General features: G+C 50.6%; 13 protein-coding genes. All 13 read left to right on the forward strand.

Annotated elements, in window-relative coordinates:
• Positions 1-52 precede the first annotated feature (52 nt).
• Positions 53-1,306, forward strand: a complete 1,254-nt coding sequence (gene hutI / locus V8Q34_RS00005) for an imidazolonepropionase (RefSeq protein WP_054352853.1) — start codon at positions 53-55, stop codon at positions 1,304-1,306.
• Between the two features lie 35 nt (positions 1,307-1,341).
• On the forward strand, positions 1,342-2,235 hold the full coding sequence (ftcD, locus tag V8Q34_RS00010; RefSeq protein WP_033142736.1) for a glutamate formimidoyltransferase: 894 nt from the start codon (positions 1,342-1,344) through the stop codon (positions 2,233-2,235).
• A 56-nt stretch (positions 2,236-2,291) separates the two neighbouring features.
• Positions 2,292-2,927, forward strand: coding sequence for a cyclodeaminase/cyclohydrolase family protein (locus V8Q34_RS00015; RefSeq protein ID WP_033142737.1), 636 nt, complete (start codon positions 2,292-2,294; stop codon positions 2,925-2,927).
• Between the two features lie 132 nt (positions 2,928-3,059).
• A complete protein-coding gene (citD, locus tag V8Q34_RS00020; protein WP_033142738.1) occupies positions 3,060-3,332 on the forward strand; it encodes a citrate lyase acyl carrier protein in 273 nt (90 codons plus the stop codon).
• A complete protein-coding gene (locus V8Q34_RS00025; RefSeq protein WP_033142739.1) occupies positions 3,329-4,207 on the forward strand; it encodes an HpcH/HpaI aldolase/citrate lyase family protein in 879 nt (292 codons plus the stop codon). Before citD ends, V8Q34_RS00025 begins: the two co-directional genes overlap by 4 nt.
• A complete protein-coding gene (gene citF, locus V8Q34_RS00030; RefSeq protein WP_033142740.1) occupies positions 4,200-5,603 on the forward strand; it encodes a citrate lyase subunit alpha in 1,404 nt (467 codons plus the stop codon). Before V8Q34_RS00025 ends, citF begins: the two co-directional genes overlap by 8 nt.
• Before the next feature lie 20 nt (positions 5,604-5,623).
• Positions 5,624-6,061 carry a methylaspartate mutase subunit S gene (glmS, locus tag V8Q34_RS00035; protein WP_018594830.1) on the forward strand — a complete coding sequence of 146 codons (438 nt, stop codon included), beginning with the start codon at positions 5,624-5,626 and terminating at the stop codon, positions 6,059-6,061.
• Positions 6,062-6,076: 15 nt separating this feature from the next.
• Positions 6,077-7,465: a methylaspartate mutase accessory protein GlmL gene (glmL, locus tag V8Q34_RS00040; protein ID WP_033142741.1), complete on the forward strand. Its 1,389-nt coding sequence runs from the start codon at positions 6,077-6,079 to the stop codon at positions 7,463-7,465.
• Positions 7,449-8,897 carry a methylaspartate mutase subunit E gene (locus V8Q34_RS00045; protein ID WP_033142742.1) on the forward strand — a complete coding sequence of 483 codons (1,449 nt, stop codon included), beginning with the start codon at positions 7,449-7,451 and terminating at the stop codon, positions 8,895-8,897. Before glmL ends, V8Q34_RS00045 begins: the two co-directional genes overlap by 17 nt.
• Before the next feature lie 90 nt (positions 8,898-8,987).
• A complete protein-coding gene (locus V8Q34_RS00050) occupies positions 8,988-10,238 on the forward strand; it encodes a methylaspartate ammonia-lyase (RefSeq protein WP_033142743.1) in 1,251 nt (416 codons plus the stop codon).
• Between the two features lie 89 nt (positions 10,239-10,327).
• A complete protein-coding gene (locus V8Q34_RS00055) occupies positions 10,328-11,266 on the forward strand; it encodes an alanine-tRNA synthetase second additional domain-containing protein (RefSeq protein ID WP_033142744.1) in 939 nt (312 codons plus the stop codon).
• A 33-nt stretch (positions 11,267-11,299) separates the two neighbouring features.
• On the forward strand, positions 11,300-12,145 hold the full coding sequence (locus V8Q34_RS00060; protein ID WP_033142745.1) for a fumarate hydratase: 846 nt from the start codon (positions 11,300-11,302) through the stop codon (positions 12,143-12,145).
• A gap of 32 nt (positions 12,146-12,177) precedes the next feature.
• Complete coding sequence (locus tag V8Q34_RS00065; protein WP_033142746.1) at positions 12,178-12,714, forward strand: Fe-S-containing hydro-lyase; 537 nt, start codon at positions 12,178-12,180, stop codon at positions 12,712-12,714.
• The last annotated feature ends 143 nt before the right edge of the window (positions 12,715-12,857 follow it).

Genomic DNA, 12,857 nt, shown 5'->3' on the forward strand with positions numbered 1-12,857 from the left:
TAGTGGAAGAGCATCACGCACATCACTGAGAAGCAGGAAAAGGAGATAAGACATGAAGAAACGTTACATCCGCCATGCCTCCGAGCTTGTGACCTGTAAGGGCAAAGCGCCGAAGCATGGAAAAGAAATGTCAGATATCGGCCTGATCTATGACGGCGCAGTGATCATCCATGACGATAAGATCATCGCTGTGGGCACCACAGAGGAACTGGATAAACAGGTAAATTCGGAAGAATACGAAGTGATCGACGCAGCGGGCAAAACCGTTATGCCGGGATTCGTGGATTCCCATACACATTTCATTTTCGGCGGATACCGTGCAGATGAATTCTCCTGGAGACTGAAAGGTGACAGCTACATGTCAATCATGGAACGCGGCGGCGGCATCAACGCCACCGTGGTTCCCACCAGAGAAGCTTCAGAGGAAGAACTGATGGAAGCCGGCAAAGAGCGCCTGAACCGCATGCTGGAATTCGGCGTGACAACCGTGGAAGGCAAGAGCGGCTACGGCATGGACTGTGAGACAGAGCTGAAAATGCTCCGTGCCATGAAGAAGTTAAATGAGACCCATCCGGTGGACATTGTATCCACATTTTTGGGCCCTCACAGCGTACTTCCCCAGTGGAAGGGAAAAGAAAGAGAATTCCTGGACGAACAGTTAAACCATGTAATGCCAAAGGTAAAAGAAGAGAATCTGGCAGAATTTGCGGATATCTTCACAGAGAAGAATGTGTTTACCGTGGAGGACTCCGAGTATTATATGACAAAAGCAAAGGAGATGGGCTTTAAGCTGAAGATCCATGCAGATGAGATCTACCAGCTTGGAGGCTCTGAGCTGGCGGCGAGAGTGGGAGCGGTTTCCGCAGACCATCTGCTGAAGGCATCCGATGAGGGCATCCGCCAGATGCGGGATGCCGGTGTGATCAGCACCATCCTGCCCCTGACTGCTTTTGGCTTGAAGGAGGAGTATGCCCCCGCAAGGAAGATGATCGACGAGGGCTGCGCAGTTGCACTGGCTTCTGATCTGAATCCGGGAAGCTGCTTTTCCAACTCCATCCCCCTGATGGTTGCCCTTGGATGCATTTACATGAATATGTCCATAGAGGAAGTCATCACAGCTCTGACCATCAACGGCGCAGCCGCTGTTGACCGCGCTGACAAAGTGGGAAGCATAGAGCCGGGGAAAGCTGCGGACATTATTTTCCTGAAATTCCCGTCCATTCATTTCATGCCGTATCATACCGCCATCAACCTGGTGGAGACGGTCATCAAGAATGGCGATACTGTTTATCATAAAGAGTGGTAACCCTAAATTCATTAAAACATAAAGGAGAAAATATCATGGATAGAATTATCGAATGCGTACCTAATTTCAGTGAAGGAAGAGACAAAGAGAAAGTCGAAAAGATCGTTGACTGCTTCCGTAACAGAGAGGGCGTTAAACTTTTGGACTACACTTCCGATGAAGACCACAACAGAAGCGTTGTAACCGTTATCGGTGAGCCGGAGCCATTAAAAGACGCAATGGTTGCAGCAATCGGTAAAGCAGTGGAACTGATCGACATGACAAAACATCAGGGCCAGCATCCCCGCATGGGCTGTGTGGACGTTGTTCCGTTCATCCCCATCCGCGGCGTGACAGTGGAAGACGCTGACGCAGTGGCAAAAGCAGTGGCAAAAGAGGCATCTGAGAAATTCGGACAGCCGTTCTTCTTATATGAAAAATCAGCGACAGCTCCTCACAGAGAGAATCTGGCAAAGGTTCGCCAGGGACAGTTTGAGGGTATGGCTGAGAAAATGAAAGACCAGGAAAAATGGAAACCGGACTTTGGCCCGAACACCATCCATCCTACCGGCGGTGTGACAGCAATCGGCGCAAGAATGCCTCTGATCGCCTACAACATCAACCTGGATACTCCAAATGTGGAGATCGCACAGAAAATCGCAGATAAGATCCGTCACGTAAAAGGCGGCTTCCGTTTCTGCAAAGCTATGGGCGTTATGCTGGAAGACAGAAATATCGCACAGGTATCCATGAACCTGACAGACTATACAAAGACTTCTGTTTACACTGTATTTGAAACCGTACGCATGGAAGCCAGACGCTACGGTGTCAATGTACTGGGCAGCGAGGTAGTAGGACTGATCCCGCTGCAGGCTATCGTTGACTGCGCAGAATACTACTTAGGCTTTGAAGGCTTTGATTCCAAACAGGTTCTGGAGACACGTCTGTAAGAAAACGGCAGGACACTGCACGTAATATAGAGTGGAATAAAGAGAGGTTATACGACATGAAAAATATGACAGTAGAACAGTTTGCCATGCAGACAGCCTCCAATGAACCAGTACCGGGGGGCGGAAGTATTTCCGCCCTTGCTGGTGCCCTGGCGGCAGCGCTGACAGAGATGGTGGCAGGACTCACCATCGGCAAGAAAAAATACGCGGAAGTGGAGGAGGAGATGAAGAAGGCAGTTGCTCCCATGCATGAGATCTGTGAGCACCTTCTGGATGACATCAAGCGCGACAGCGAATCCTTTGACCTCTACATGCAGGCCCTGACCCTTCCGAAGGAGACAGAGGAGGAGAAAGCAGCCCGTACGAAAGCCATGCAGGACGGCTTAAAGGCAGCCGTTGCGGTTCCTTTATCTGTGGCAAAACGTGCCTATGAGGTTATGCCCTACGCGGAAGTTATGGTGACAAAAGGCAACAAGACAGCAGTGACCGACGCACTGGTAGCCACTATGATGGCCAGAACTGCAGTCCTTGGAGCCCTTTTCAATGTAAAGATCAATCTGGAATCCATCAAAGACGAGGCTTTTGTGGAAGAGACCGCCAAAGAAGTCGCAGTCATAGAAAAAAATGCTCTGGCATACGAGAAAAAGATTCTGGCACAGGCCGGTGTCTCCAAGAGCACAGTGGAGGAATGAGAAAAAGCCGATTGACTTCGGCTTTTCCAGAAGGTTCCGTGTACGCGGAGGTTTCTGCAAAAGCCGGAGTCGACGGATTTTTGCGCGGAGGAAAGAAAGAAAAGAATATGTAATGCAGAAAGGAGAAAACCTGTGAAGATTCTCAAGAATGCAGTAGCAGGAACCCTGGAATCCAGTGATTTGTTCATTCAGATCGAACCGGATGACAAAGAGCTGATCCTGGAAATTGACTCTGTAGTAGCCAACCAGTATATGGATTCCATTCGGGCCGCTGTACTGGACACACTGAAAGAATTTGAAGTGTCTACAGGGAAAGTTTTTATCAAGGACAAAGGCGCATTGGACTGTGTGATCCGTGCGCGTATGGAGACCGCATTAAAAAGAGGGGGAGTTGAACAGCCATGAGACGAACCATGTTGTTTTTGCCGGGAAATACGCCGAACATGCTGATTAACGGTGACACCCTGGGAGCTGATACCATCATCTTTGATCTGGAGGATGCGGTATCTCCGGATGAAAAGGACGCAGCCAGAATACTGGTGAGAAACGCCCTTCGCTACCAGTCCTATCCGGGCTGTGAGACTGTGGTGCGGATCAATCCCACAGACACCGCGTTCTGGAAAGAGGATTTGAGAGCTGTCATTCCCCTGAAACCGGATGTGATCATGCCCACAAAAGTAAACGGCGGTGCCATGATCCGGGAAGTATCTGCCTGTATGGCAGAGGTGGAACGGGCAGCAGGAATAGAGGAGGGAACTGTTAAGATCCTTCCGCTCATTGAAACTGCTATGGGTGTGGAGAAGGCTTTTGAGATCGCGACTGCGGATGCCAGAGTGATCGGCCTGTTTTTAGGCGGTGAGGATTTTACCGCTGACCTGCACTGTAAGCGGACAAAAGAGGGAAATGAGATTTTCTATGCCAGAACCAGGCTGGTGTGTGCAGCCAGGGCCTGCGGCATCGAAGCATACGATACACCGTTCACGGATGTGGAGGATATGGAGGGCCTTGAAAAAGACACAGAGTTTGCCAAGAGCCTGGGATTTGCCGGCAAGGCAGTCATCTCACCGCGCCATGTGGACATAGTCAATGCCGTATTTTCACCCACAGAGGCGGAGATCGCCTATGCCCACGATGTGATGGATGCCATTGAAGAGGGCAAGCGTCAGGGCAAGGGCGTGATCTCCCTCCGCGGCAAAATGATAGATGCCCCCATAGTAAAACGCGCCTCCCAGGTGCTGGAAATGGAGAAAGCCATTTATGGAGGTGCGCAGTATGAGTAAATTACTCGGCTCATTAAAAGAAGCCATTGAAAAGACAGGTTTGAAGGACGGAATGACGATTTCTTTCCATCATCATATGAGAAACGGGGACTATGTGCTGAACATGGTGCTCGCCCAGGCTGCCGAGATGGGAATCAAGAATCTGACCGTGAACGCAAGTTCCATATTTGATATCCATGAACCCATTATCGGACACATCGAAAGCGGTGTTGTCACTGGCCTGGAGTGCAACTACATGGGCGGCAAGGTGGGAAAAGCCATCTCCCGGGGAATCCTGGAAAAGCCCGTGATCTTCAGAAGCCATGGCGGAAGGGCCGGGGACATGGAGAACGGTTCCTCCAAGATTGACATTGCGTTCATCGCCGCACCCTGTGCGGACAATATGGGAAACTGCAGCGGCAAGTACGGACCGTCTGCCTGCGGTTCCCTGGGCTATGCCTTCTCTGATGCCATGCATGCAGACAAGGTGGTGGTTCTGACTGATAATCTGGTGCCCTACCCACTGAAAGATACCTCTATTGCGGAAGGATATATCGACTATGTGGTGGAAGTGGAGCAGATCGGCGACCCCACAAAGATTGTCTCCGGAACAACCAAGATCACCCGTGACCCGGTGGGACTGCGCATCGCAGGACTGGCCGCGCAGGTGGTAAAGAACTCCGGATACTTAAAAGACGGATTCTCCTTCCAGACAGGAGCCGGCGGTGCATCCCTGGCTGTTGCCAAATACGTGGAGGAGATGATGGAAAAAGACCATATCAAAGGCAGCTTCTGCATGGGCGGGATCACCGGATATCTGGTCGATATGGCGAACAAAGGGTATTTTGAAACCATTCTGGATGTGCAGTGCTTTGATTTAAAAGCTATCGAATCCATCCGTGAGAATCCTAAGCATCAGGAGATATCCGCTATGCGCTATGCTTCTCCGGCAGCGAAAAGTGCCGCGGTAGACAGCCTGGATGTGGTGATCCTGGGAGCTACCCAGGTGGACACGGACTTTAATGTAAATGTACATACAGACTCCAATGGTTACATTATGGGCGGCTCCGGCGGACACTGCGATACAGCGGCAGGCGCCAAGCTGGCGATCGTGGTGGCTCCCCTGATAAGGGCAAGACTTCCCCTTATCGTGGACCAGGTGCTCTGTAAATCCACACCGGGCAGCACCGTGGATGTGATCGTAACGCAGAGGGGCATTGCAGTCAATCCGGCCCAGAAGGAACTGAGGGAGAAATTAGAAAAAGCCGGACTTCCGGTAAAAGATATCAAAGAATTAAAGAAGATCGCAGAAGAGATTGCGGGCGTACCGAAGGCCGTAGAACGGGGAGACAGGGTCGTTGCGAAAGTCCTGTACCGCGACGGCACACTTTTGGATACCATTAAAAATACTATATAACTGGAAGGGAGCGGTTTACAGTGGATAAGAAAAAATTAGTCATCGGTGTTATCGGAGCCGATGTGCATGCGGTAGGCATCAGTATTCTGGAACATGCATTTACGGGTGCAGGGTTTGAGGTGATCAATCTGGGGGTTATGGTTTCCCAGGAAGAGTATATTTCAGCAGCCATCGAGACCAATGCTGACGGCATTATGGTTTCCTCTCTCTACGGACACGGAGAGCTGGACTGCAGAGGTCTTCGCGACAAATGTGATGAGGCCGGATTAAAAGGCATCCTTCTCTATGTGGGCGGCAATATCGTAGTGGGAAAACAGCCCTTTGACGAGGTGGAGAGACGCTTCAAAGCCATGGGCTTTGACCGTGTATTCGGGCCGGGCACTGCACCGGAGACAACCATTGCAGCGCTTTATGAGGACCTGGGAATCCCGGAAGAAGACCAGCAGGCAGCAGAATAAAAGGGGCGATGGAAAATGAAACCAGTTCTTTTGGTGGACTTTGGAAGTACCAACACCAAAGCGACAGCTGTTGACGTGGAGAATTGCGAGATTCTGGGAACGGCGGCGGCATATACAACAGTAGAGACAGATATCAACAATGGTCTTCATGATGCCATACAGATTCTGGAGAAGACCACAGGCCATCTGGAATTCGGTGAGACGTACGCCTGTTCCAGCGCAGCCGGCGGACTGAAAATGATTTCCTGCGGACTGGTTCCCGAGCTCACAGCCCAGGCTTCCAGGGAGGCATCTCTGGGTGCAGGCGCAAAGGTATGGAAGACCTACTCCTTCCAGCTCACAAAAGGCGACATGAAGGAGATTGAGGAATACCATCCGGATATTATCCTGCTTACAGGGGGAACAGACGGCGGAAATACAGACTGCATCCTGTACAATGCCAAGATGCTGGCAGGACTCAGCTATGACTGTCCTGTGGTCATTGCAGGCAACCGCTGCTGTGCGGATGACTGCCAGGAGATCCTGGCCGGTAGGACCACTTACATCTGTGAGAACGTGATGCCGAGGCTGGGCGAGCTGAACATTGAACCCACGCAGAAGCAGATACGGGAGATCTTCCTGAACCGCATTGTGCAGGGAAAGGGACTGACCCAGGCCATGGATCTGATGTCCGGCATTATCATGCCCACACCGTCAGCCATGCTGACAGCCATGGAACTTCTCTCAGACGGCTGGGACGAGATTCCCGGGATCGGAGAACTGGTGGGCGTGGATCTGGGCGGGGCCACCACGGACGTATATTCTGTGGCAGAAGGAAGCCCGGCCAACACTATGACCGTTATCAAGGGACTGCAGGAGCCTTACACCAAGCGGACCGTGGAGGGTGACATAGGGATGCGGTACAGCGTCAGGGGCATCATGGAAGCAGCAGGAGACAGAAAGCTTGCCAAGATCGCGGGACTTGCCCGGAACAAGGTAAACGAGCTTGTGGACTATCTGGAACACCACACAGATTACATTCCTGACAGCGAAGAGATGGAAAAGATGGATTATGCACTGGCATGTGCAGCCGTTGAAACCGCGGTTGCCCGCCATGCCGGTTCTCTGGAACAGGTCTATACCCCCAGCGGGCTGACCTTTGTACAGAGCGGAAAGGATCTGCGCCGCGTAAAATACGTGGTAGTTACGGGGGGCGCATTGATCCATGCAAAACACACAGAAGAAATTGCAAAGTATGCACTATTTGATGAAAGCAGTCCTGCCTCATTAAGGCCGGAAAAAGCGGAAATCTTAGTGGATAGAAAGTATATCCTGGCTGCCATGGGACTGCTATCAAAACAGTACCCCCAGGCTGCCCTGGAAATCATGAAGAAGGAGATTGCTTATTATGGACATAAGGAATAAGAAATTATCTGATGATGAGTTCTATGGAATACGGAAAGAGGTTATGGAACAGTGGCCTACCGGAAAAGAAGTAAACTTCGAGGAGGCCATAGATTACCATAAAGCGATGCCGGAGAGCAAGAGCTTTTCACGGAAACTGGCAAATGCCAAAAAAGAGAGAAAAACACTGATCCAGCCAAGAGCCGGTGTGGCACTGATCGACGAGCATATCAAACTGCTGCAGTATCTTCAGGACAAGGGCGAGGCAGATTTACTGCCCACCACCATTGATTCCTATACCCGTCAGAACCGCTACGAAGAGGCTGAGGTGGGGATCAAAGAATCTATCCACACACAGAAATCCATGCTGAACGGTTTTCCGGCTGTAAACCATGGCGTATTCGGCTGCCGTTCTATTATCGAGAATCTGGATACCCCGGTACAGGTACGCCACGGCACACCGGATGCCAGACTGCTGACAGAGATCTGTTATGCAGGCGGCTTCACAAGCTATGAGGGAGGCGGTATTTCTTATAATATTCCCTATGCCAAAGATGTGCCCCTGGAGAGAACGATTTATGACTGGATGTATGTTGACCGTCTGACAGGCATCTACGAGGAAGCAGGTGTTTCCATCAACCGTGAGCCATACGGCCCTCTGACCGGAACACTGGTTCCGCCCTCCATGTCCAACGCAGTGGCTATCATTGAGGCCATGCTGGCGGCAGAACAGGGTGTAAAGAACGTGACAGTAGGCTATGGCCAGTGCGGTAACCTGGTTCAGGACGTTGCAGCCCTCAGAGTTTTAGAGGAGCTGACAGAGGAATATCTGGAAAAATACGGCTATGAGGACGTGACCGTTACCTCCGTGCTCCATCAGTGGATGGGCGGTTTCCCGCAGGATGAGTCCAAAGCATTTGCGGTTATCTCCTGGGGAAGCTCTGTGGCGGCCCTGGCAAAAGCTACAAAGGTGATCGTAAAGACACCTCATGAAGCTATGGGCGTTCCTACCATGGAAGCCAATGCACAGGGACTGCGCTGTACCAAACAGGCTATCTCCCTTTTGGCAGACCAGGAACTGAAAAGCTCTGCCTTAGAGCTTGAAAAAGCCATCATCAAAGGTGAGACCTGTGCGATCGTGGACAAATGCTTTGAGCTTGGCATGGGAGATCTGGCACTGGGCGCCATCCGCGCAGTGAAGGCAGGTGTCCTGGATATTCCGTTTGCACCCAGCAAATACAATGCAGGTAAGATGCTTCCGGCCCGTGACTTTGAAGGCGCTGTGCGTTACCTGAACGTAGCCAACGTGCCGCTGCCAAGAGAGCTTAAAGACTTTAACCAGGGCAAGATTGAGCACAGAGCGAAAATGGAGAAGAGAAAAGCATCCTTCCAGATGGTCATTGATGACGTATATGCCATCAGCAAAGGCAGACTGGTTGGTAAACCAAAATAAAATCACAGCATAACCCGGAATATAGAAAATCAGAACTGCCCGGACATTCCGGGCGGTTACAGAAAATCACAATAATAGGAGAAGTGTATCATGAAAATTGTAGACGTTGTTTGTTCCAAAGCAAGAACAGGTTTTTTCTTTGATGACCAGAGAGCGATCAAAAAAGGTGCTGTAGCAGACGGTTCCGCGTACTTTGGCGAGACTGTGACACCGGGGTTCAAATCCGTAAGACAGGCAGGAGAAGCCATCTCCGTTATGCTGATCCTGGAAGACGGACAGATCGCATGGGGAGACTGCGCGGCTGTTCAGTATTCCGGCGCAGGCGGAAGAGACCCGCTGTTCTTAGCAGAGGACTTTATTCCGATCATTGAAAAATATATCAAACCGGAACTGGTAGGCAGAGAGGCAGACAGCTTTAAAGACCTGTGTGCAATGCTGGAAAACCTGCAGGTTGACGGTAAGAGACTGCACACAGCCATTCGCTACGGTGTAAGCCAGGCAATTTTGGATGCTGTTGCAAAATCCTCCAAGAGACTGATGTGTGAGGTAGTGGCAGATGAGTACGGCACAACTGTTTCCGAGGAGCCGATTCCCATCTTTACCCAGTCCGGTGACAACAGATATGACAACTCTGACAAGATGATCTTAAAGGGAGCGGCAGTTATGCCTCATGCCCTCATCAATAATGTAAAGACAAAACTGGGCGAGCACGGTGAGCTTCTGAAAGAGTATGTAAAATGGTTAAGTGACCGTGTGCTGAAACTGCGCAATGACGAGAATTACATGCCTGTATTCCACATTGACGTATACGGCACCATCGGAGCTATCTTCGGCGTGGACAACTACACCGCAATGGCAGATTATCTGGCAGAGCTTGAGGAGGCCGCAAAACCTTTCCACTTGAGGATTGAAGGACCTATGGACGCAGAGGAGAGAGAAAAACAGATGCTCTGCTTAAAGGGATTAAGAGAAGAAGTAGACAGAAGAGGCATTGACGTGGAGCTGGTTGCCGACGAATGGTGCAACACTCTGGAAGATGTAAAATACTTTGCAGACAACAAAGCAGGCCATATGGCTCAGATCAAAACACCTGACCTGGGAGGCATCAACAACATTGTGGAAGCTGTTCTTTACTGCAAGGAAAAAGGCTTCGGCGCTTATCAGGGAGGTACCTGCAACGAGACAGACCGTTCCGCACAGGTCTGCGTAAACTGCGCAATGGCTACCAAACCGGACCAGATCCTGGCAAAACCGGGTATGGGTGTTGACGAAGGATACATGATCGTCTACAATGAAATGCAGAGGATCATTGCCCTTAGAAATGCGAAAAAAGCAAATTAAATGAAAATGAATGACTATGCCAGACGGTTCTGCGGGCTTCTGCCTGCAGGATTGTCCGGCTATTTCAGCATTTTGGGAAGGAACAGTCTATGGCATATTCAAAACAGATGCAGGAAGGAAACCTGTACAGCTTTTATTTTGCGCCCAGAGGAAACCGTCGTATGGCGGATCTGGGAATGCAGCTCAGTCAGATGTATTTGAGCCCTTTTGACCATATTATAGGAATCATAGGAGATGCCGGAGCGGGAAAGAGCCTGCTCATAAAAGGTATGTTTCCCGGTATTGACCTGACCAATGACGATGAGGGCGTGAATATCAGGCCCCTGCCCCTGCTGCATGAGGACCTGACGGACCCGTTCTCCCCGCATACTTATCATCTGGATATCCGCTTTGAATCCGCATTTACCCAGATGCATGTGCTGGCGGACACCATTCTGGATGCCGCCAATCACGGGAAACAGGTCATTGTGGAACACTTTGATCTGATCTACCCCATGCTGCACAGAAATGCGGATCTGCTTGTAGGCATTGGCGAGGAGATCATCATCACCAGACCGAACATGTTCGGCCCTCTGCCGGAGAATATAGCGAATATTGTGCACAAATCCGTAAAATACAGGAAGATGGCCCATACCCTGGAGGATCTGTGCGTGTACTATATGGGAGACGGCTTTGCCCAGGACGGCCCGCGCTCGGATGTGCGCCACGGATTCGTGCTGGAGTTTGAGGAAAAGCCGGATGTGGATTTATATGAGCTGGAGAAAAAGGTGAAGGATGCAGTGAAGCAGGATTTATCGGTATCCTACTATGATGAGAACCACGTGCAGATCGGCGAGATGGTCCTGGAGTGTCTGGGGCCGCGTATGCATGTATCCAGCACAGGAAAAATAGAGGATTTCACCCTGGTAAAAGACTATCCCATTGATCCCAGAACCGGCTATTATATGCTGGTGGGACTGATCGGTAAGCACAGGTCTGAGGATTTGTCAGACTTTAACCGCATTGACGTGAAGCGGCAGTTAAGCTGAGCAGGGAAGAAATAAGATTTGGAGGAAAAAGGCATGGTTCGTAGTGTAAACGTTGAACTTTTAACAGATAACATCAAAGAGATGTGCATTCAGGCCAACCACTATCTTGCCCCGGATATGGACAGGGCAATGAAGAATGCCTGTGAGCGGGAGACAAAACCGCTGGCAAAACAGATTCTGGGACAGCTTCTGGAGAATCTGGATATTGCGGGAAAAGATATGATCCCCATCTGTCAGGATACAGGCATGGCGGTGGTTTTTCTGAAGATCGGACAGGATGTGCATTTTGAGGGCGGCAGTGTGGAAGAGGCTGTAAATGAAGGTGTGCGCAGAGGGTATGAGGAAGGATATCTTCGGAAATCCGTTGTGGGAGATCCTCTCATCCGTGTGAACACAAAGGACAACACCCCTGCTATCATCCATTATGAGCTGGTACCCGGTGATCAGGTGGAGATCACGGTGGCACCTAAGGGCTTCGGAAGCGAGAACATGAGCAAAATCTATATGCTGAAACCGGCGGACGGCGTGGAGGGTGTAAAGGACGCCATTATAAACGCTGTGCGGGAAGCCGGGCCAAACGCATGTCCGCCTGTAGTTGTGGGTGTGGGCATTGGCGGCACCTTTGAAAAAGCGGCCATTCTGGCAAAGAAAGCCCTCACAAGAGAGGTGGGAACCCATTCAGAGCTGGAGCATATCAAAGCGCTGGAGGAGGAACTGCTGGCAAAGATCAATGGTATCGGTCTGGGACCTGCAGGTCTGGGCGGAGACACCACTGCCCTTGCCGTGAATATCAATACATATGCCACCCATATTGCGGGCCTGCCTGTGGCAGTGAACATCTGCTGTCATGTAAATCGGCATATTGTGAGGACAATCTGATCAGAATCTGATGAGAGTAAGGAGGTTACGCTATGGATAGATATTTGAAAGCGCCGCTTGACAGGGAAGAAGTGAAGACACTCCAGGCAGGCGATTATGTGTATATTACGGGAACTATTTATACAGCAAGGGATGCGGCCCATCTCCGCATGGACCAGACACTGGACAGAGGGGAAAAGCTTCCCATTGAGATGGAAGGCAATGTGATTTATTACATGGGCCCCACACCTGCCAGGGAGGGACGTCCCATCGGTTCCGCGGGACCGACCACGGCCAGCCGTATGGACAAATACGCGCCCAGGCTTCTCGACCTGGGCCTTACCGGAATGATCGGCAAGGGAAAGAGGAAAAAAGAGGTGACAGATGCCATTGTCAGAAACGGAGCTGTGTTCTTCGCAGCCGTGGGCGGGGCAGGAGCTCTGCTCTCCAAATGTATCAAGAAAGCAGAGGTCATCGCCTATGACGATCTGGGAACAGAGGCTATCCGCCGGCTTGAGGTGGAGAATTTCCCTGTGATCGTAGTCATTGATTCCCAGGGCAGGAATCTCTATGAGGAAGTAATGAAATAGTATAGGAACCGGTACAGCGGAAGGAAAATACACCTTCCGCTGTTTTTGTATATATCTCACAGCCACATGACAAAAATATACAAAAAAGAACAGAACGGGACAACGCTCCACCTTTACCTCTTCCTTTGTTATATGATATAATT

It is taken from the genome of Blautia sp. JLR.GB0024, assembly GCF_037000545.1.
In the GTDB taxonomy this organism is placed as follows: Bacteria; Bacillota; Clostridia; order Lachnospirales; family Lachnospiraceae; genus Blautia; species Blautia celeris.